We start from the raw sequence: 19,264 nt of genomic DNA, 5'->3' as shown, positions 1-19,264 counted from the left end.
ATCATTAGTAGATCAAGTCAGAGCCTAGCTTGGCAAGGTTTTGGCTTGATTTCAATTAAACTCAATCAATGAAAAAACCTTTACTTCTCTTTATTTCCTTACTTTTAATTAGCTGTACTTTGCTTATTGGACAAGGCACAGTAAAGGCTATTGAAGAGAAGACTGCGTTAAATTTTGCCCGTCCTGAAGAAAGCACTCTTAATTATAACAGTAAGCTAGTAGCCAAGCCCTTGGACTATGAGTTGTCTGCGGTTGGGGATCACTCGTTCAAAGTAAAATTCATCAATCAGCCTTCTGACTATTTAGACATCAAAATCTATGATGTCATTGGTAATTTAATTTTGAAAGAGAGCGTTAAACAAGCCAAAGACTCAGAATTGGAGTATCAATTTGATGAGATTAAATCCAAGATTTTTGTAATTAAAGTAAAATCAGGCAAAGAGAATCTTACCAAAAAGATCAACCTCTAAATTTCTTTCCACATTAGTACGCGCAGTACTGAACATCACTTTCATCCCCTTCATTTTTTTGACTATATTGTGTCCGATATTGATACAGTTTTTTATTCAATATGGAGCGCTTTTTTAGCTCACAATAAATTAAAATGTGCTCTGAGAGAAGTTGGCTTATATTTCAATGTTTGGCACATATTCTGAGTTACAAGAATTCATTAAAGAAAAAAACCGTGGAAAAAGAACTAGGAAACATACTAATAATAGACGACGATGAGGATGTGCTATTTGCGGCAAAAATGCTGCTGAAGAAACATGCCAAAAACGTCATCATTGAAAAGAACCCCAAGAAGATACCTTTCTTGATGAATAATGATACCTATGATGTGATTTTGCTGGATATGAATTTCAGTAAAGATATCACTAGTGGAAAAGAGGGGTTCTATTGGTTAGAACAGATACTTGAACGTGACCCCAAGGCCGTGGTAATTTTGATCACTGCCTTTGGCGATGTAGAAATGGCTGTTCGCGCTTTGAAAGAAGGCGCCACAGATTTTGTTTTGAAGCCATGGCAAAATGAAAAATTGTTAGCCACTTTGAATACGGCGGTTAAGCTCAAAAAATCCTATAAAGAAGTAGATCAACTAAAGTCAGCTAAAAAACAACTGGAAGAAGAAATAAACCAACCTTTTAAAGAAATTATTGGTGAAAGTCAGGCCATCAAAGATGTTTTCAAAATCATTGAAAAAGTGGCTCAAACAGACGCCAATGTCCTGATTCTAGGAGAAAACGGAACGGGAAAGGAGCTGATCTCGCGTGCTATTCATACGCAGTCACACAGAAAGGACAATGTGTTTGTAGGTGTAGACATGGGAGCTATTACTGAGACACTTTTTGAAAGTGAACTGTTTGGTCATAAAAAAGGCTCATTTACAGATGCCAAAGAAGATAGAACTGGTCGCTTTGAGGTAGCCAACAAGGGGACACTTTTCCTTGATGAGATTGGTAATTTGAGCATGCCTCTGCAATCAAAACTGCTTACTGTCATCCAAAATAGACAAGTCACAAGGATAGGAGCAAACAAGCCCGTGAATATTGATATCAGATTGGTTTGCGCAACCAACATGCCCATATATGATATGGTAGAGGACAGTACTTTTAGACAGGATTTGCTCTATCGAATCAATACAGTTGAAATTCACTTGCCTTCCTTGAGGGAGCGCTTGGATGACATACCCTTGCTCGCAGAACATTTCGTAAAAACCTATAGCTCTAAGTATCGAAAAAGCGGCAAGAAAATAGGGGCAGCCGCCTTGAAGAAATTGCAAAAGTATCATTGGCCAGGCAACATCAGAGAGCTGCAGCATGCAATAGAGCGGGCAGTAATTATGAGCGACGAATCATCGTTGACTCCAGACGATTTCTTCTTTTTGAATCACAAACCTGAAGGACAGTCAAATGATCAGGAGAACACTTTTAATTTGGATGAAGTCGAACGAAATGTGATCAAAAAGGCTATTGATAGACACGATGGGAATATTTCGAAAGCAGCCAAAGAGCTAGGTTTGACCAGAGCGTCACTTTATCGTCGATTGGAAAAGCATGGCTTATAGCAACAATTTTAAGGTCAATCTCATTGTTCGTGTACTATTGATTTTCTGCACGTGCATTCTTCTGGTTGATCTTTTTTATACCGATTCTTACACACTGACTAAAGTACTGGTTTCTTGCCTTTTGGCATACGAAATCTATGTGCTGATCAAGTATTTGGATAAGACCAATAAGGAATTGGCGGGCTTTCTAAATTCGATCAAATACGACGATTTCACACATACTTATACCACTAAGAAGACAGGCACTTCTATGGACGGATTGTATGAACAGTTTAATAACGTCATTAAGAAATTTAGAGAAATAAGGGCTGAAAAGGAGGCTCAGCACAACTACCTACGAACTATAGTTCAACATGTCGGAATCGGAATCATCACATTCGATAAAAGTGGAGAAATTCAAATCATTAATTCCACAGCCAAATCATTACTTGGTGTTGATTTAATTAAAAATGTAAAGCAACTCAAAAGCGTAAGTGAAGAACTGGTAAATAGTTTGATGGAATTGAAAACTGGCGGACGAGATCTGATGAAGATAGAGAAGAAGGGAGAAGAAGTGCAACTAGCCATCTATGCCATTGAACTCATGCGAAGGGATGAAGAGTTTAAGTTGATCTCAATTCAGAATATCAAAAGCGAATTGGAAGAGAAGGAGATGGATGCCTGGCAAAATCTGATACGTGTTTTGACTCATGAGATTATGAATTCTGTGACACCTATTTCTTCATTGGCAGCCACAATAGAAACAGAACTTGAGTCTCAGATCAATGCGGAAGACTTTAAAATTGAAAATATATCCAAAGAAGATTTAACTGACTTTCATATGGCATTGCATACCATTCACAAGCGCAGTGATGGTCTGATTAAGTTTGTCAGTGACTTCAGAAACTTGACAAGGATACCCATACCACAGTTGGAAGATGTGCTCATTTGTGATTTGGTAAGACCTATTTTAAATCTTTTGAGGTTTGATTTAGAGCAAAATGACATAAACGTGAACTTGGATATCAATCCTGATCAATTGATGATACGTGTTGATAAGGAGCAGGTAGAACAGGTACTCATCAACCTGCTAAAAAATGCTATTCAGGCGATGGGGGAAAACGAAGAATTAGAGAAAACCAAAGAAATCTCTATATGTGCTGCTGTAGAAAACGATGAGCGAGTGACGGTCAAAATCAAGGATAATGGAACTGGTATTGATGAAGAAGCCTTGAAGAAGGTTTTTATCCCATTTTTTACTACCAAAAAGTCGGGATCGGGTATTGGACTGAGCTTGTCCAAGCAAATCATGCGAAAGCATAATGGCAACATATCCGTTCATTCTATAGTCAATGAGGGTACAGAGTTTACGCTTACTTTTCCACGATAGAATAATTTTCAATCTTATACGTCAGGGAAGCATATACCCTAATTATATTAGTGGTTAGAATACTTCGTCATGGCGATCATTAGTAAGAAAAAGATTCCGTTTACCATTAGCCAAAAGCTAAGAACGTACTTGCATAAGTACAAGCGAACGATTGCCGTGCCCATTGAGTACGAGTCATTGCTGCGTTATGATAATTCCATTCCACTTTATGACAATCAAGGAGTAGATACGCTTTGGGAAACCGTGTTTTATCCTCAGTCAGATATGGCCATGATTCACCATGATTTGAAACAGATATATTCTGAAATCAAAGCAGATGGTGATGTGAGCGTGATGGATCATCTCATGGTAGAGCGAGTAGATATTTGCCAATACGGGAATACCAAACCGTTTAGGGTTCGTATTGTCAATAGAATCAATGATAATTTTGATTACTTCTATATCAAAAATGCGGACGCATCCAGAATCTACGGGTTAGAGTTGGAGCATTTGTTATCTCCCAATCGTATCAACTATGTTGTACATAAAAATACATTGATTGAAGAACATATTGCAGGAATTCCCGGAGATCAATTCATCAAAGAATACCTCAAGGATAAAAATTTGAATGAAATCAGATTGGCGAAAGAATTTGTGAAATTCAATGAACGATGTTTTGTGAGGTTATTAGGTGATATGCATTCGAGCAATTTTGTGGTCAATATCATACCCGATTTTGAACAAATCTCGTATCGTCTCAAGGCTATTGATTTTGATCAGCAGTCTTATGAAGGAAGGAAGAACATATATTTACCACAATACTTTAAGCAAAACAATGCACTTATCAATATGGGGCTTAAGCACATGACTCCAGAGACTGTACGTCAATATCAAAAAGAGGAGCGATCGTTGATTGCAAACCGCCTGCGAGTAGCTAGATATCGAGTGGTTGATCTCATGCGTGCCATGATTGATGATACAATTTCCTTTCCTAAAAATGTGGCGACGCTAAAAAAAGATTTATCAGAATTTTATCACGAACCTAAATTTATGAAATGCAGGAATATGGGTGAAATAGTGAAGATGAGTCTTTGGATGGTATTCAAAAAAACAGAAATGTATAATTTTTAAATATATGAAAAACCTGATTATAGTATTAGTTATGGCTTTGTTGGCTGGCTGCGGTGCAAAAAAAAGTGAGTCAGTAGAAGAGGTAATATTAGAACAAGATCATGATGTGAACTTACCGGCAGATGGGTTTAACTATGAAGCATCTGACCCAGAAGCTGTCATTATTGCCGATAAGGTAATGACAGCTATGGGAGGAAGAAAGGCCTGGGATGAGACACGATATATCACGTGGACTTTTTTTGGTAAAAGGCGATTGTTGTGGGATAAATATACGGGTGATGTTAGGATTGATTATTTGGATAGGGAAGAAAAACTGTTGGTAAATATCAATAGTATGAATGGAAAGGCATCTGTAGATGGACAAGAAATAACTGAATCTGATTCTTTGGCAGGCTATTTGAAGAAAGCTAAAAGCATTTGGATCAATGACTCCTACTGGTTGGTGATGCCATATAAGTTAAAAGACGCTGGCGTATCACTGTACTATCTTGGCAATGATACCACAGAAACTGGCCAAGAGTCTTTCGTGCTTCAGTTGGCTTTTGAAAATGTAGGAGACACACCGAATAACATCTACAATGTATGGGTAGATACCGAAAGTAATTTAGTAACCCAGTGGGCATTTTTTGAAAATTCGGAGCAGCCGAATCCAAGCTTTATTACTCCTTGGGAGGATTATAAGAAATATGAAAACATCATGTTGTCTGGAGGACGAGGCAAAGGACAGCTGACAGATATAAAAGTATTGAGCGAAGTGCCTGAGAAGGCTTTTACTTCGTTTGAACCAGTGACTACAATGACTAAAAATTTATAAAAATGATTGCATTAAAAAGACTTACTCTAGTAGGATTATTAATTTGTTTGAGCCTGTCTGTATGGGCAGAGGATGGGGTTTTTATTTTATCTAAAACAAAAACGTTGGAGAACGGAAGTGTGGCTGTTTCCGAAATTTACTTGACTGCCAATAAAATGTTGGTTAAGAATTCTGGATCAGATAATAGCTCTATTATTTTCGACGGAAGTACTGAGGTATTTACGTTCATTGACAATAAGAAAAAGGAGTATTATCAATTTGATAAGCCCACCTTGCTACAGCTCAAGGAGCAAATCAAAATGATGGCTAAAATGATGCAGCAATTTGCGGCAAACATGCCAGCCGAGCAAAAGTCAAAATTCGATCAGATTCTAAACCCGTCCAGTGGCGATATGATGACGTACAAAACGAATGGCAAGAATGATAAAATTGGCTCTTGGAAAACCGTTGGTTATGACGGCATGAATGATGGAAACAAGGTACTTCAAATGAATATTGCCGCCTATAACACCTTAGGCGTAAATGAGAGTCAATTTGCCATAATGAAGCAAATGATGAACTATTTTAAAGACAACCTCCAAGAGGTAGTGGCCCTATTGCCCACAGGTGGTTCGTTTTCTCAACTTAATTTCGACGAGAATAGCCCGATATTAAAGGACGGTATTCCTGTAAAAACTATTGCTTACAAAGAAGGGGAAGCAGTCAATGAAAATATTGTGGAGTCGTTGGCTAAAAAGTCTATTTCAGCCGATCAGTTTAATATACCAGCTGGCTACAAGCAGCAGCAAATCAACATGCAAAGCATGGGAAGGTAAGCAGTCAAGAATTTATGGAAGAAAAGCAGCTTATGTTAAGCTGCTTTTTTTGAACTGGGGTTGCCTCGTCCTGAAATGGCGTTACTTATTTATGGAGAAAACATTGGAATATGTCAATAAAATACTTCTGTTTTTAAAATTTATTTAGCAATAAATAGGTAATATTGCGTTGTTAATTAGAATATTTTAACAATATGGAATTCATAATGTATAACGGCGGCGGACATCACTAATTTTTTTATTCCTTCTAGTCACCCTAAGGAATCCACTTTATGCTATAGCACTTTGGCATATTTGGGCTTAGTTCATAATGCTGATAGTTTAAAAGCACATCAAGTTTAAATTCTCCATGATTTTCACCACTGTCCAATTCGACGAGATCATCTTGAGTAATTGCTAATTTTGTATCCCCCTCTGTCTTTTCATACCAAATTTTAGAAGGCTTCTTTTTGAATATTATTTTTATTCTTTCCCAGATTATGGGATATTTCTCATTGTTAGGTTCCCAATATTCAGTTTCATTGATAAAACAATCCTTCAGCGATAATTCAATGTCTGTATTTTCTATTTTAAATTTTTCAATGTCCCGTTGCATTGGTAGTTTAAAACATTCATGGTTATTAAGTTCAGAAATTCTGTTGGGTGATCCTTCAGTATGAATTGATTCAATAATGTTTCCTTTTGAAAAATCCCAGCCATGAATAAAACGCTCTTCGGAGCGCCCTAAGTTAACTAAGTATAACTTTCTGTCTAGGTTAGATTTTGTCCCTTTTACGTCACTGATTTTAATAGTTGTCATTGCATATAGAACCAAATAGTCGTGATCTTTTATTCGAATTAAAAAATCCTTACTAAACGGAGCTACCATAAAATATTTTTGAAATTTATTGATATGCTCAGGACTTAATTCAATTTTGTCATTTTTGGAAAAATCTTGAATTGACTTAGTTAGTATATACTCTAGGAATTTGTGATCCTTTATAGCATCAAATTTTTCTGAAGCTGCAATCTTCTTCTGCTCGTTAATCTGTTGACGTAGCTGAAGTATCTTATTTACAAAATATTCTTTTTTTGTTCTTATGAGCAATAAGGTTGCAATTATTAGCACAAGAAAGACCAGAAGTATCGTTATTATCTGGATAGCATCGAAACTATAGGAGAGAGCTCTCAAGTGATGATAAAGGCCTTTGAAATAATCAAAGGCTACATAGATGGTTATTCCGCTTCCCGCAATAACTCCTCCAATAATTGTTATTATGACATTGGAATTAATTAGTTTCCAAGCCAATTTCAAGAAATTTGGAATTTGCATCTTTTGAGGTCTTTATAATGAACTTTTAGTCGTTCTTAATTGAACAAATGGATCAGTACATTCAAAATGCTTCTTGAAAAGGCATATCTGTCGGACAACATTAAAAGGGTTGTCTGTAATTGTTATATGCAAATAGAACAGCACGATCAATCTTACTGATCAATCTCAAAATACGGCATGGTGAATATATTCAAATTAGGGGTTGTAAGCAAATGCTGCAAATAATTGAAATCAATAGGTAGCCTTCTGATATTTTTAGAAACTGACTGGAGCGTGAATTTCGAATTGAATAGAAAGAATATTGTCATTTCCGTTTTTGTTGCCCCAGATGCCTAAGTTGTCTATATGGTCTGTGATAGGGTTGATAAATCCTAATTGGATACCCAGAGCAAAATCATTGGGTAGATAGTATTTGGCTCCAACTTGTGTAGGCAACTGAATGATCAAATTGCGGTAGCTTTCACCTAGAGGTCTGGTGTCCGGTTGATCTATCAATGAATTCCCTGACTCATCTTTTGGATTAAAACGGAACAAGCCAATCCCTTGCGAGAGGTACACCTTGATTTTTTCCTTATGGATGAAATTATAATGTGCTTCGTAGTTCAGCCCAAAAAAACTGCTTTCAAAAAAAGTATTGGGAGTGGCTCTGATGCCACTGTTGTCTGTTGTGCTGTAATCCAACTCCTGACCAGTAACAGAGCCTAAAGAAATTTTGATGTTGCCATTCAATTTTTTGTTCTTATTTAACTTGATTCCAAAATTGAACAGCAAAGAACCACTAGAATGTGCGTTTCCTAAATCTCCTGAGTAGTAGGCAGGGCCCACACCTAAATGAATTTCCTTCTTTTTTATAGCAAGTGAATCTTGCGACCAGCTCTCTGAAGCAAAAGTCATGAATAGTAGGGCAACTAGGAAAATTCTATATTTCATATTAAAAAAGTAACCACGCCATGGTAATAGCGTGGTTACTAAAATAAATATTGTATCTCGAATTAAATAATTACAAATCAGTCAAGTCGAAAGTTTCCATAAAGGAAGTAGTGAACTGACCTGACTTGTAAATTTCGTCATCCATCAATTTGATGTGGAATGGGATCGTAGTTTTCACTCCTTCAATCACAAATTCGCTCAATGCTCTTTTCATCCTTACTACAGCTTCTTCGCGAGTCTGCGCAGAAACGATCAGTTTGGCGATCATCGAATCATAGTTTGGAGGAATGGTATAGCCTGCATACACATGGCTATCTACACGCACGCCATGGCCACCTGGCATGTGAAGATGCGTGATTTTGCCTGGCGAAGGGCGAAAGTCTTTCGCAGGATCTTCAGCATTGATTCTACATTCAATAGCATGTAATTGCGGGAAGTAGTTTTTGCCAGAAATTTTGATACCAGCAGCTACTTTGATTTGTTCTTTGATCAAATCAAAATCAGTTACTTCCTCAGTGATAGGATGTTCTACCTGGATACGAGTATTCATTTCCATGAAATAGAAATCACCATGTTTGTCAAGCAAGAACTCAACAGTGCCAGCGCCTTCGTATTTGATAGCCTCAGCGCCTTTGATAGCTGCCTCACCCATTTTCTTACGAAGCTTGTCATTCATGACCTTAGCTGGGCAAGGAGTCTCCTCAGTAAGTTTCTGGTGTCTTCTTTGGATAGAGCAATCTCTTTCAGAAAGGTGACAAGCTTTTCCTCTGCTGTCTCCTACGATCTGAATCTCGACGTGGCGTGGATCTTCAATGTATTTTTCAAGGTACATACCATCGTTTCCGAAAGCAGCTTTAGACTCCTGACGGGCATCGTCCCATGCTTTTTGGAATCCACCTTCTTCTTTCACGATTCTCATGCCTCGTCCGCCGCCACCAGCAGTAGCTTTTAGGATCACAGGGTACTTGATCTTTTTCGCGATTTTTTTACCCTCTTCTACAGAACTAAGCAGTCCCTCTGATCCTGGGATGGTGGGCACTCCTGCTTTTTTCATGGTGTCCTTGGCACTGGCCTTGTCTCCCATTTTGTTGATCATATCTGCGCTGGCACCAATGAATTTGATGTTGTATTCAGCACAAATTTGGGAGAATTCTGCATTTTCCGAAAGAAAACCAAATCCCGGGTGAATCGCATCTGCGTTGGTAATTTCGGCTGCTGATATGATGGCTTTCATATTAAGATATGAATCCTTACTTGGAGGAGGTCCTATACAAACGGCTTCATCAGCAAACTTTACATGTAAACTTTCTTTATCTGCCGTAGAATAAATAGCTACTGTGCTGATGCCCATCTCACGACAGGTACGAATAATTCTAAGCGCAATCTCGCCTCTATTGGCTATTAATATTTTTTTAAACACGTGTCAGTCTTTAATTTCTGAAAATCAATTATGACGGGTCAACCAAGAATAATGGTTGATCATATTCTACTGGTTGAGAGTCATCTACCAATACTTTTACAATTGTACCAGATACTTCTGATTCAATTTCGTTGAAAAGTTTCATGGCTTCGACGATACATACTGTAGCCCCAGCAGATACTTTGTCACCCACATTTACAAACGCTGGTGATTCAGGATTGGCCGATCTGTAGAAAGTACCGATCATTGGCGACTTGATCTCCACATAATTTCCTGCAGGAGCGCTGTCAGCTACAGGTGCTGCGGCAGCTGGTGCTGGAGCAGGCGCAGCGGCTGGTGTCGCTACAGGAGCAGGGGCAGCAGCCACGGCTCTTTCTACTATCTGAGTTTCGTTACTTCTTTTGATATTAACCTTGAACTCTTCTGTTTCTATCTTAACTTCTTCTAGCCCTGAACTTGACAAGAAGTCTATCAATTCTTTGATCTCTTTTACCTTCATCTGCTAAGTGTTTATTCGTTTTATTTGAGTTTGAATGATCAAACTAAATCAATTAGTTAGTGATGTTTATTATTTTAAGGGTTAATCCCTTTTTTATTCCAATAGTTAAAATTAACGAGATTCACCTGATTTAAAAATTGAGCGAATCTTATAAAAAAAGAGTAAGAATTACTTCTTTACTCTTTCTACATAATTTCCTGTTTTACTCTCCACTTTTACAACATCTCCCTGGTTTACAAAAAGTGGTACCTGGATTGTTGCTCCAGTTTCTGTAGTTGCTGGCTTGGACGCATTGGTAGCAGTATCTCCTTTCAGACCTGGTTCGGTGTAAGTAATTTCCATCACCACATGGTTTGGCAATTCACAACCCAAGATCATTTCTTCTTCGGCGTGAAAGATGACTTCCACCTGCTCTCCATCTTTGAGGAATTGAGGCGCATCAATAAGCGCTTCTTCAATATTTATCTGCTCGTATGTTTCGTTATTCATGAAGTTGTATCCCATATCATCCTTGTACAGGAATTGGAAATCTCTTCTTTCGATACGAGCAGTGTTTACTTTATGTCCAGAAGTGAAAGTATTATCTAAAACTTTCCCAGTCTTTACATTTTTTAGTTTTGTTCGGACGAAGGCGGGGCCTTTGCCTGGTTTTACGTGCTGAAATTCGATAATGAAATACAAACCATGGTTGTATTCAATGCACATTCCATTTTTAAAGTCAGCGGTTGAAGCCATTTTCTTACTTTTTAAATGTTGTCTTATTTAGAGTCGTAGGCCCATTTCAAATAAATGGATCCCCAAGTGAATCCGCCACCAAAAGCAGCTAGGATTATATTATCACCTTTTTTCAATTGTTTTTCGTAGTCCCAGAGACAAAGTGGAAGTGTTCCACTTGTGGTATTGCCATACTTTTCAATATTGAGCATGACCTTCTCTTCTGCGACTTCCATTCGACGTGCTGTGGCGTCAATGATTCTTTTATTGGCTTGGTGGGGTACTAACCAAGCAATGTCATCACCTGTTAGATTGTTTTTCTCCATAATCTCAGCAGCTACATCAGCCATGTTGGTAACGGCGAATTTGAATACTGCTGAGCCTTCTTGCATTGCATAGTGCTTGTCGGCCTGTACACTTTCTACTGTGGCTGGCATTCGACTTCCTCCTCCTGGCATTTGTAGATATTGAGCACCAGAACCATCTGCTCTTAAGATAGAGTCCATTACCCCTACCTCTTCAGTCGTTGGTTCGAGCAATACAGCTCCACCACCATCACCAAAGATGATACAAGTGGTTCGATCTTTATAGTTGATGATTGAAGACATTTTGTCTGCTCCAATGACCAATACTTTTTTGTATTTTCCAGTTTCGATAAACTGCGAGCCAGTCGTGAGCGCATACAGAAATCCAGAACAAGCAGCAGAGATATCATAGCTGAAAGAATTGACGGCTCCAATTTCGTCAGCTATTAGATTAGCAGTAGCGGGAAACGGCATGTCAGGAGTAACTGTGGCGCAGATAATGAGATCTATATCTTTTGGATCTGTGCCTGTCTTTTCAAGCAGTGCCTTAGAGGACTCAATGCCGATGACAGAAGTTCCTTTGCCTTCGCCTTTTAGAATTCTTCTTTCTTTTATTCCAGTTCGAGAAGTGATCCACTCATCACTAGTATCTACAAAAGTTTCTAATTCCTGGTTAGTCAGTACATAGTCTGGTACATAGCCATGAACACCTGTAATTGCTGCTCTTATTTTAGTCATTTGAAATGTTTATTCTTTTGAACTGGTCAAGCATTTGGCGAAAAGCCAAAAACGTTGGCAATTTAATGAATTAATTGACTTTTGGTAGCCTGAAAAGACTATCAAAATAGTATGCGTGCATAACTGATCTAAAACACAGAAAGTCTGCTTGAAAAGCAGACTTCATATATTTTATAAAAGTTCAAAAGAAATATTAGGCTAAGACTTCTTTTTCGATCACTACTTTGCCTTTGTAGTACAATTTGCCTTCGTGCCAATAAGCTCTGTGCGGCAAATGAGCCTCACCAGTGGTAGCGCAAACTACATAGTTCTTAGCTTCTGCTTTGTAATGCGTTCTTCTCTTGTCTCTTCTCTGCTTCGAGGTTTTACGCTTTGGATGTGCCATCTTTCTTTTATTTTATTTCTTTAAATCTTTAATATTCTTCAACGCTGCCCATCTGGGGTCAATCGCATCACTTTCTTCTTTCTCGTAAGTTTCTTCATCTCCTGATGTATAAACCAACGTTATTTCTTGCTCTTCGTCTTCATCATATTCATCCTGAAAATCGGGGTGAATTTTTTTCATCGGAACAGCCAATGTTAAGTATTCGTAGATATTTGATTCCACATTGATACTTTCCTGTGTACTAGGGATCACCAAAAGGTCATCTCTGCTGTCGTCGAATTCCTCACCGTATTTCACGATCAAGTTTTCTTCAAGATTGATAGGATAATCAAATGATTCGAGACTCCTGTCACAAATCAATTGGATGACACCATCAATTTTAAAATCTATTGAAATCAGTCTTTCTTTTTTATCTAATACCACGATACATTTTCCGTGGCCAGATTCAATTACACTGTCTTCAATATTTTCAAAGAGCTTCTTGTCAAACTCAAAATCAAACTCGTGAAGCCCTAATTTGAGCCCGTAGATATCGATTTTATATTGTCTGTTTTCTTTCATTTTTCCTTATATAGGAAATGAGTGCGCAAATTTAGATATATATTGTTAATAATTAAAATCTTATCTAGAAATTTGAAAGGAATTAATTAGTAGTAAGAAATGTCGAAGACCACACCTAAGTCCCTTGACCTATTCGCTGATAAGTTTGAGTCTGGACTTCTGGATCAAATCTCTTTGCTGGGCCAGATCAAAAGATATAAGGCGAATCAAGTGTTGATTGATTTTGGAATGCATGTTCAAAACATTCCGCTATTGCTTTCGGGTTCCATAAAGGTCATAAGAGAAGATCAAAATGGCCGTGAGCTTTTTCTATATTTTTTAGGTGGAGGAGATACTTGCGCGATGAGTCTGACATGCTGTATGAATCACAAGAGGAGCGAGATTAAGGCGATAGTGGAAGAGGATGCTGAGGTGATCATGATTCCATTGCCATACATGGATGAGTGGATGAAATATCCCTCTTGGCGTCAGTATGTGTTTGCTTCATACAATGAGCGATTTGAGGAAATGCTTCAGGCCGTGGATTCACTGGCCTTTATGAAGTTGGATGAGCGATTAATGAATTATTTGCTGGACTGCAAACAAAGTTCTGGGGACTTTAGCATCATCAAAACCCATCAAGAAATTGCCAACGATCTTAATACCTCAAGAGTAGTGATTTCGCGACTTCTCAAAAAACTAGAACAAGAAGATAAAATAGAACTCCATAGAAATAAGATCGAGATCCTTTGATGGTAACAATGGTTACATTTCTTACTTTGCAATTCTGTTACATTTGCTTTTTTGAAACCTAAAGATGTAAATGAAAAACCTATTGCCAATTATTGATTCGCTAAAGCATTATACCAAAGAAGGGTTTAAAAATGACCTGTTTGCGGGGTTGGTGGTAGGTGTCATGCTTATTCCGCAAGGAATGGCTTATGCCATGATTGCTGGATTGCCCCCGATCTATGGGTTATATACGGCTATTATTCCAACCATTCTTTATGCCCTGTTGGGTTCATCCAGACATGTGTCTGTTGGGCCTGTAGCCATGGACTCTCTGATTTTGGTGGCGGGGGCTAGTGCTTTTGCTACAGTGGGCTCTGAGGAATATATAGTCGTGGTGGCTGGCTTGACTTTGATGGTAGGGGCTATACAATTGAGTTTAGGTTTTTTTAAGCTTGGATTCATTGCAAATTTTCTTTCTAAACCAGTGATCTTGGGGTTTACATTCGCGGCGGCTGTGATTATTTCCATCAAGCAGTTGAGGTATCTCACTGGTATTACGCCTGTAGAAGTTGATGGATTGTTGGAGGAGTTGTTATATTATTTCACACATGCTAGTCAGATTCACTTTCCTACTTTGTGGATGGCAATAGGAAGTTTGTTTTTTTTGGTTTTTGGGAAAAAAATAGTACCCAAATTTCCAATTAGCTTACTGATAGTAGTACTAGGCCTAGTGCTATCTTATTTGCTTCAACTTGAACATTTTGGAGTGAGTCTAGTTGGTTATCTGCCTAGTGGGTTGCCTACCTTCCATTTGCCAGTCTTGGCAGAGCTTCCACTTGGGAAGTTCATTCCCCTGGCGATTACTTTAGCTCTGATGGGATTTGTAGAGATTTATTCAATTGGGCAGCATTTACAATCCAAGCACAAGGCAGAATATGAAATAAATTCAAATAAGGAGTTGATTGGGCTGGGGTTTGCCAATGTAGTGGGATCACTTTTTAGGACATTTCCAGCTACAGCTAGTTTTAGTCGTTCTGCTGTAAATGAATCTTCGGGAGCCAAAACTAATCTGGCATCTGTCATTTCCTCCTTGATTGTGATATTGACACTTCTTTTTTTAATGCCCATTTTCCAATATTTGCCTCATGCAGTACTTGGGGCAATAATTTTTGTAGCAGTGCTTGGTTTGATAGATTTTAAAATCACAAAAAATCTATGGCATAATGATCGTTATGATTTTATTATGCTTCTCGCGTCTTTTTTGGGGACATTGGTTCTCGGCATAGAGTGGGGTATTGGTTTTGGAATATTAATCTCCCTTCTGGTCTTGGTATACAAAACCTCAACGCCGCACATGGCAACGTTGGGTCGAGTAGGCGAGACCAGCTATTTCAGAAATTTAGATCGCTTTGAGTCTGCTGTGGATGATAAAGAGGTAAGTATATTGAGATTTGATGCCAGGTTGTTCTTTGCCAATGTGGGTTCTTTAAAAGCAAAAATCGAACAGTTAGTGAAACAGAAACCTGGGATGAAGAAATTTATTCTAGATGCGCAAAGCATAATTGATATTGACTCAAGCGGCATTGAAGGATTGGAAGATATAATGAATCTGCTAAATGAAAATGATATACAGTTTCACATGGTCAGTATCATTGGGCCTGTAAGAGATAAACTCTATCGAACTGGGTTGTCAGAAAAAATTGGACTTAACCAGATTCATGATTGCATTGATGATGCCATTAAGGGCAAGCAATACCAATCCAAGCTCGCCTATCAAACCAACGTGAAGAAATAGCTATTCACTGATCTTAGCAATGGCAGCTCTTATCTGTTCTCTCAGAGGATGCAAGTATTCAGGCAAATAGTACTCATTCATATCAAGCAACCAGTAGCGGCCATCAGGCAGTTCTATATAAATGCCACCTCCATCTGCTGCATCTGGTGTACCTATGACTTTCTCAGTTTCATTTAGAAGTTCATCAGGAATCTCAAATTTTATATCTTTTAACTTGTTGAATTTGGATTGTTCGACACTCACATACGCGCCATCATACGCTTCTTGGCTGCTGGGATAAAAATCGTTGGTGTCTTCGAGAAGTGAGGTATTGGTAAGTTTAAATATTTCTATACATCGTTCACCTAAGCAAAACCCATAAAAGTGGCCAAAGATGATGTAATCAGTATCTGATTCGGTTTGGAGTTCGGAGTTTGGGAAGACAGCTTGATCTTTGCAAGTGGTTAAGCATAGAATGGTCAAAATTAACGTGATATATTTTTTCATGATTTTGATCTTGTTTTTAGAGAGACACACGTTAAATCCATTTGGTTGGAAATGTACTACATCTGATTACAGTGTTTGATTTGACTTCTTCTTCACAGTATTATTTTTTGATAACAAGGCGTATATAGGACATATACTTATGTCATATAGGATTATTTTAATATTGCCTTAATTTCCGTCGAAAATAAATCTGCATTCATCGATTCCATTATTAATCAGATTAGAAAATGCGCTGATTTGTATAGACAGCCAGTTCAGCATAATGAAAAATGGCAAAGGAAACTCTTGAACTACCAGGATATGAAAACCTTGATCACCTTTTTGACTTTAAGTTTGGCTCTAGCTTTAAACGCTCAGAGTCAGTTTTATTCTGGAAAGTTTAAGAGTGAGCCTATGCTAGAAGATTTTGACCATTTTGTGGTGCATCAACATCCTCATCATCATAAATATGGTGGTACTTTGGATGTGAAGGCATTTGTGAAATCAGGAGAGCTTTGGCATAGCACGGCTAACGTGGTAGATGACCAGACCGCTAAAGCCTTTATTGAGAAGTTTAGTGACGGACGTGAAATTTTATCAGTTTATGAACTGGATATAGAATTGGATGGTGAGGTTTGGGAGTTTTTTATGCTAGGCTATGAGAACGAACATAACAAAGCGAGTTTCATAGTTGTGGAAGAAATATTTGACGATATATATGACAGTGAGCCAGTAGAAGTGCATACTTTCAATTGGGACAGAGTCACTGCAAAGAGATAGCTGATTTTGGGATTTAGTGGATTAATGCTTCGTGTTTGACGGCACACTTGCAAGAATTTGCAATGAAGCACATTTGATTGGCCTTGTGGTGTAACTGCAAGGCCAATTGTCTTTTAGAGGGATCTGTTATAGTGACTTTAGGCTTGAGTATTATTTCAGTAAAAGCTCCACTGCCGTCTTCTTCTTCTTTCATTTCTCCGATAGCTTCATCTTGGTAGTCCGTAACCACAATGCTGGCTACAGCGCATAGATGCAAATACCAAAGCATGTGGCAACTGCTCAATGAAAATAAAAACAACTCTTCTGGATTATATTTAGAAGCATCTCCCATAAAGGCGGGATCAGATGAACCTTCTAGCAAGGGCTTGCCGTCTACCTGAATACGATAAGATCTATCATAGGCTTTGTAATCCTTTGTTCCTTCTCCACGGTTGCCTGTCCAAGTGAGTTGGCTGCTGTAGTTGTGTATTTTGGCCATTTTGATTGCAATAAAAAAGCCCTATGAAATTCACAGGGCTTTAGGTTAATATTTTATTCTGGTGTTTTTTCGTCTGGATATTCTTTTTTGAAATCCACCCAAAATTTATCAAGTGTCGACTTCATGTCTTTTCGCAGATAGATCAAGCCAAAAAGGTTAGGAAGTGTCATTACAGCAATCGTAATAGCTGAAAGTGTCCAAATGATGGTAGTATCTGTGAAAGCCGCAAAGAAAAATGCCACTACGTATACGATTCTGTAGTATTTCACAGAGCCACTTCCCCAAAGAAAGGTCATTGCGCGATCCCCATAATATGACCAAGAAATAGCTGTACTAAAAGCAAATAACAAGAGCCCAATAGAGACGATGTATTGCCCCCAGTCTCCAAAGAAACCTCTGGTAAAGGCAATGGTTGTCAATGGCGCACTATGTACAAGTGATTTGCCAGTAAAAGTCACATTGAGGTCGCTAGGCTTGCCATTTAGAATGTTCACCTTCCCAGAAAAAAGTTCGCCATTTTTGAAAATAGTAATGTCTTCGGCTAGTGATCTGGCATGAATGATTGAAACATCATTTTGGATGATTCCTTGTTCGACCTCTAAATCCCCAGAAAACTCTGGTAAAACTGATTCTCCAGAGATATGTCCATATAAACTGGCTACACCTGCCTTCGTTTTGTCAGTATAATCTGAACCAACTAGAATACTCATATCAGATACCTGGAAATCATTGACATGTTTTTCGTCCCATACGCCAGAAGATAGGAGTACCAGCCCAGTAACTGTACATATAATGATGGTATCAATAAATGGTTCTAAGATAGCGACCATGCCTTCAGATACAGGCTCATGTCCTTTAGCTGAGGCGTGTGCAATAGGGGCACTACCTTGTCCAGCTTCATTTGAAAATAATCCTCTGTTTACACCACGATTGAATGCAAAAGCAATAGAAGCACCTATAAACCCTCCTGAAGCTGCTGATCCAGTAAGCAAATCAGCGAAAATTGAAACGAATGAAGAGCCTATGTTTCCGATGTTGTAGAATATCACTGCGAAAGCTCCAATGAAATAAATCAGCGCCATGCCAGGCACTAATTTCTCCGTCACTGCTGCAATTCTCTTGATTCCACCAATAATGACTATGGCTAATAAAAATGCCAATACTGCTCCAGTTATCACATGATCAATGCCGAAGGTAGCATTCAACGAATTCGAAATACTGTTAATCTGTGGCAAACTCCCTGTGCCAAAAGAGGAGAGGACTGTCGCAACAGCAAAAGCTGCAGCCAGCCATTTCATATTCATCTTATTTTTCATGAAATACATTGGGCCACCAGCCATGGTGCCATCCGAGGTTTTTTCTCTGTACTTATGAGACAGTGTCACTTCTACGAATTTGGTACACATACCTAGTGCTGCAGTCACCAACATCCAGAATAGAGCTGCTGGCCCTCCAATATGAATAGCTAATGCTACTCCGGCTATATTGCCTGTGCCGACCGTGCCTGATAGGGCAGTTGCCAAAGCTTGGAAGTGTGAAGTATCTCCTTCATCGTCGGATCTGTCAAATTTTCCTTTAACTACTTTGAGCGCAAAGCCAAAATATCTGACTTGGGGAAACTTTAAATAGATGGTAAAAAATAGCCCAGTACCGAGCAATGCATAGGGAAACCAAAAAGCGCTTCCAATAAAACTATCAATGAGGAGTAAAAAATCGTTGAGTTGCTGCATATACTGAGGTTAATATTTTTATTTAGTTGTAACCGACAAAAATATAAAAACTGATAAGGAATAAAACTGGAAGTGGCTTTATTATATAGAAGGCAAAAAAATACCTCCTGACTGGGTAGTCAGGAGGTTCTCACTAGCTCCACCTGTAACTTAAGAGCTACTAAATCAATTTATACTCATCAAGTTTGAGGATTAAATCAAACAAACAACGTAATGGTGAGTAAATACAGAAGGATTGAAAATACCAGCTTTAAAATTTTCATGCTTC

At 38.4% G+C, this 19,264-nt stretch carries 20 protein-coding genes; 9 read left to right on the top strand and 11 right to left on the bottom strand.

Annotated features, from left to right (window positions below):
* Positions 1 to 68 precede the first annotated feature (68 nt).
* The 6 genes from B9A58_RS07055 (at position 69) to B9A58_RS07030 (ending at position 6,173) form a co-directional block, all read left to right on the top strand.
* Positions 69 to 470: a T9SS type A sorting domain-containing protein gene (locus tag B9A58_RS07055; RefSeq protein WP_084371732.1), complete on the top strand. Its 402-nt coding sequence runs from the start codon at positions 69 to 71 to the stop codon at positions 468 to 470.
* A gap of 215 nt (positions 471 to 685) precedes the next feature.
* The gene (locus tag B9A58_RS07050) at positions 686 to 2,065 is read left to right on the top strand and encodes a sigma-54-dependent transcriptional regulator (protein ID WP_262501977.1); all 1,380 of its coding nucleotides are present in this window, start codon (positions 686 to 688) and stop codon (positions 2,063 to 2,065) included.
* Positions 2,055 to 3,434, top strand: a complete 1,380-nt coding sequence (locus B9A58_RS07045) for a sensor histidine kinase (protein ID WP_084371729.1) — start codon at positions 2,055 to 2,057, stop codon at positions 3,432 to 3,434. The genes B9A58_RS07050 and B9A58_RS07045 overlap by 11 nt, the downstream gene beginning before the upstream one ends.
* A gap of 69 nt (positions 3,435 to 3,503) precedes the next feature.
* A complete protein-coding gene (locus B9A58_RS07040) occupies positions 3,504 to 4,544 on the top strand; it encodes a hypothetical protein (RefSeq protein ID WP_084371727.1) in 1,041 nt (346 codons plus the stop codon).
* A gap of 4 nt (positions 4,545 to 4,548) precedes the next feature.
* Positions 4,549 to 5,358, top strand: a complete 810-nt coding sequence (locus tag B9A58_RS07035; RefSeq protein ID WP_084371725.1) for a hypothetical protein — start codon at positions 4,549 to 4,551, stop codon at positions 5,356 to 5,358.
* Between the two features lie 2 nt (positions 5,359 to 5,360).
* Positions 5,361 to 6,173, top strand: a complete 813-nt coding sequence (locus tag B9A58_RS07030; RefSeq protein ID WP_084371723.1) for a hypothetical protein — start codon at positions 5,361 to 5,363, stop codon at positions 6,171 to 6,173.
* A gap of 256 nt (positions 6,174 to 6,429) precedes the next feature.
* Here B9A58_RS07030 and B9A58_RS07025 read toward each other — a convergent pair whose 3' ends face one another.
* The 8 genes from B9A58_RS07025 to B9A58_RS06990 form a co-directional block, all read right to left on the bottom strand.
* On the bottom strand, positions 6,430 to 7,461 hold the full coding sequence (locus B9A58_RS07025) for a hypothetical protein (RefSeq protein WP_139793782.1): 1,032 nt from the start codon (positions 7,459 to 7,461) through the stop codon (positions 6,430 to 6,432).
* A gap of 279 nt (positions 7,462 to 7,740) precedes the next feature.
* Entirely contained in the window at positions 7,741 to 8,415 is a 675-nt protein-coding gene (locus B9A58_RS07020) for a hypothetical protein (protein ID WP_139793781.1), read from the bottom strand.
* 70 nt (positions 8,416 to 8,485) lie between these two features.
* Positions 8,486 to 9,835, bottom strand: coding sequence for an acetyl-CoA carboxylase biotin carboxylase subunit (gene accC / locus B9A58_RS07015; protein ID WP_084371718.1), 1,350 nt, complete (start codon positions 9,833 to 9,835; stop codon positions 8,486 to 8,488).
* Positions 9,836 to 9,863: 28 nt separating this feature from the next.
* On the bottom strand, positions 9,864 to 10,334 hold the full coding sequence (accB, locus tag B9A58_RS07010; RefSeq protein WP_084371716.1) for an acetyl-CoA carboxylase biotin carboxyl carrier protein: 471 nt from the start codon (positions 10,332 to 10,334) through the stop codon (positions 9,864 to 9,866).
* 168 nt (positions 10,335 to 10,502) lie between these two features.
* Positions 10,503 to 11,069, bottom strand: coding sequence for an elongation factor P (gene efp, locus B9A58_RS07005; protein ID WP_084371714.1), 567 nt, complete (start codon positions 11,067 to 11,069; stop codon positions 10,503 to 10,505).
* 23 nt (positions 11,070 to 11,092) lie between these two features.
* A complete protein-coding gene (locus B9A58_RS07000; RefSeq protein ID WP_084371712.1) occupies positions 11,093 to 12,091 on the bottom strand; it encodes a beta-ketoacyl-ACP synthase III in 999 nt (332 codons plus the stop codon).
* Positions 12,092 to 12,284: 193 nt separating this feature from the next.
* Positions 12,285 to 12,476 carry a 50S ribosomal protein L32 gene (rpmF, locus tag B9A58_RS06995; RefSeq protein WP_084371710.1) on the bottom strand — a complete coding sequence of 64 codons (192 nt, stop codon included), beginning with the start codon at positions 12,474 to 12,476 and terminating at the stop codon, positions 12,285 to 12,287.
* A 12-nt stretch (positions 12,477 to 12,488) separates the two neighbouring features.
* Positions 12,489 to 13,037 carry a YceD family protein gene (locus B9A58_RS06990; RefSeq protein ID WP_084371709.1) on the bottom strand — a complete coding sequence of 183 codons (549 nt, stop codon included), beginning with the start codon at positions 13,035 to 13,037 and terminating at the stop codon, positions 12,489 to 12,491.
* Between the two features lie 99 nt (positions 13,038 to 13,136).
* On the opposite strand from B9A58_RS06990, the gene B9A58_RS06985 reads away from it, so the two are divergent.
* Both B9A58_RS06985 and B9A58_RS06980 read left to right on the top strand, forming a co-directional pair.
* Positions 13,137 to 13,769 carry a Crp/Fnr family transcriptional regulator gene (locus B9A58_RS06985; RefSeq protein WP_084371707.1) on the top strand — a complete coding sequence of 211 codons (633 nt, stop codon included), beginning with the start codon at positions 13,137 to 13,139 and terminating at the stop codon, positions 13,767 to 13,769.
* Positions 13,770 to 13,839: 70 nt separating this feature from the next.
* Positions 13,840 to 15,543, top strand: a complete 1,704-nt coding sequence (locus B9A58_RS06980) for a SulP family inorganic anion transporter (protein ID WP_084371705.1) — start codon at positions 13,840 to 13,842, stop codon at positions 15,541 to 15,543.
* Here B9A58_RS06980 and B9A58_RS06975 read toward each other — a convergent pair whose 3' ends face one another.
* A complete protein-coding gene (locus B9A58_RS06975) occupies positions 15,544 to 16,029 on the bottom strand; it encodes a hypothetical protein (protein ID WP_084371703.1) in 486 nt (161 codons plus the stop codon).
* Positions 16,030 to 16,329: 300 nt separating this feature from the next.
* Here B9A58_RS06975 and B9A58_RS06970 point away from each other — a divergent pair, with 300 nt between their 5' ends.
* Positions 16,330 to 16,788: a hypothetical protein gene (locus B9A58_RS06970; RefSeq protein WP_139793780.1), complete on the top strand. Its 459-nt coding sequence runs from the start codon at positions 16,330 to 16,332 to the stop codon at positions 16,786 to 16,788.
* A gap of 13 nt (positions 16,789 to 16,801) precedes the next feature.
* On the opposite strand, the gene B9A58_RS06965 is transcribed toward B9A58_RS06970, so the two are convergent.
* Both B9A58_RS06965 and B9A58_RS06960 read right to left on the bottom strand, forming a co-directional pair.
* Positions 16,802 to 17,266, bottom strand: coding sequence for an OsmC family protein (locus B9A58_RS06965; RefSeq protein WP_084371699.1), 465 nt, complete (start codon positions 17,264 to 17,266; stop codon positions 16,802 to 16,804).
* Positions 17,267 to 17,319: 53 nt separating this feature from the next.
* Positions 17,320 to 18,996 (bottom strand): alanine/glycine:cation symporter family protein, encoded by a 1,677-nt coding sequence (locus B9A58_RS06960; protein ID WP_084371697.1) that lies wholly within the window; start codon positions 18,994 to 18,996, stop codon positions 17,320 to 17,322.
* Positions 18,997 to 19,264: the final 268 nt, after the last annotated feature.

Source organism: Reichenbachiella faecimaris (assembly GCF_900176375.1).
In the GTDB taxonomy this organism is placed as follows: Bacteria; Bacteroidota; Bacteroidia; order Cytophagales; family Cyclobacteriaceae; genus Reichenbachiella; species Reichenbachiella faecimaris.
Note: the sequence above shows the minus strand (reverse complement) of the source record. Positions and strands in the feature narration are given on the sequence as shown.

What these genes read in the sequence shown, in the direction of transcription:
- B9A58_RS06985 (WP_084371707.1), top strand. Translation starts at nt 13,137, where the DNA reads ATGTCGAAGACCACACCTAAGTCCCTTGACCTATTCGCTGATAAGTTT.
- B9A58_RS07030 (WP_084371723.1), top strand. Translation starts at nt 5,361, where the DNA reads ATGATTGCATTAAAAAGACTTACTCTAGTAGGATTATTAATTTGTTTG.
- B9A58_RS06970 (WP_139793780.1), top strand. Translation starts at nt 16,330, where the DNA reads ATGAAAACCTTGATCACCTTTTTGACTTTAAGTTTGGCTCTAGCTTTA.
- B9A58_RS07000 (WP_084371712.1), bottom strand. Translation starts at nt 12,091, where the DNA reads ATGACTAAAATAAGAGCAGCAATTACAGGTGTTCATGGCTATGTACCA.
- B9A58_RS07020 (WP_139793781.1), bottom strand. Translation starts at nt 8,415, where the DNA reads ATGAAATATAGAATTTTCCTAGTTGCCCTACTATTCATGACTTTTGCT.
- efp (WP_084371714.1), bottom strand. Translation starts at nt 11,069, where the DNA reads ATGGCTTCAACCGCTGACTTTAAAAATGGAATGTGCATTGAATACAAC.
- B9A58_RS07040 (WP_084371727.1), top strand. Translation starts at nt 3,504, where the DNA reads ATGGCGATCATTAGTAAGAAAAAGATTCCGTTTACCATTAGCCAAAAG.
- B9A58_RS06965 (WP_084371699.1), bottom strand. Translation starts at nt 17,266, where the DNA reads ATGGCCAAAATACACAACTACAGCAGCCAACTCACTTGGACAGGCAAC.
- rpmF (WP_084371710.1), bottom strand. Translation starts at nt 12,476, where the DNA reads ATGGCACATCCAAAGCGTAAAACCTCGAAGCAGAGAAGAGACAAGAGA.
- B9A58_RS06990 (WP_084371709.1), bottom strand. Translation starts at nt 13,037, where the DNA reads ATGAAAGAAAACAGACAATATAAAATCGATATCTACGGGCTCAAATTA.
- B9A58_RS06960 (WP_084371697.1), bottom strand. Translation starts at nt 18,996, where the DNA reads ATGCAGCAACTCAACGATTTTTTACTCCTCATTGATAGTTTTATTGGA.
- B9A58_RS07045 (WP_084371729.1), top strand. Translation starts at nt 2,055, where the DNA reads ATGGCTTATAGCAACAATTTTAAGGTCAATCTCATTGTTCGTGTACTA.
- B9A58_RS07055 (WP_084371732.1), top strand. Translation starts at nt 69, where the DNA reads ATGAAAAAACCTTTACTTCTCTTTATTTCCTTACTTTTAATTAGCTGT.
- B9A58_RS07035 (WP_084371725.1), top strand. Translation starts at nt 4,549, where the DNA reads ATGAAAAACCTGATTATAGTATTAGTTATGGCTTTGTTGGCTGGCTGC.
- accB (WP_084371716.1), bottom strand. Translation starts at nt 10,334, where the DNA reads ATGAAGGTAAAAGAGATCAAAGAATTGATAGACTTCTTGTCAAGTTCA.
- B9A58_RS06975 (WP_084371703.1), bottom strand. Translation starts at nt 16,029, where the DNA reads ATGAAAAAATATATCACGTTAATTTTGACCATTCTATGCTTAACCACT.
- B9A58_RS06980 (WP_084371705.1), top strand. Translation starts at nt 13,840, where the DNA reads ATGAAAAACCTATTGCCAATTATTGATTCGCTAAAGCATTATACCAAA.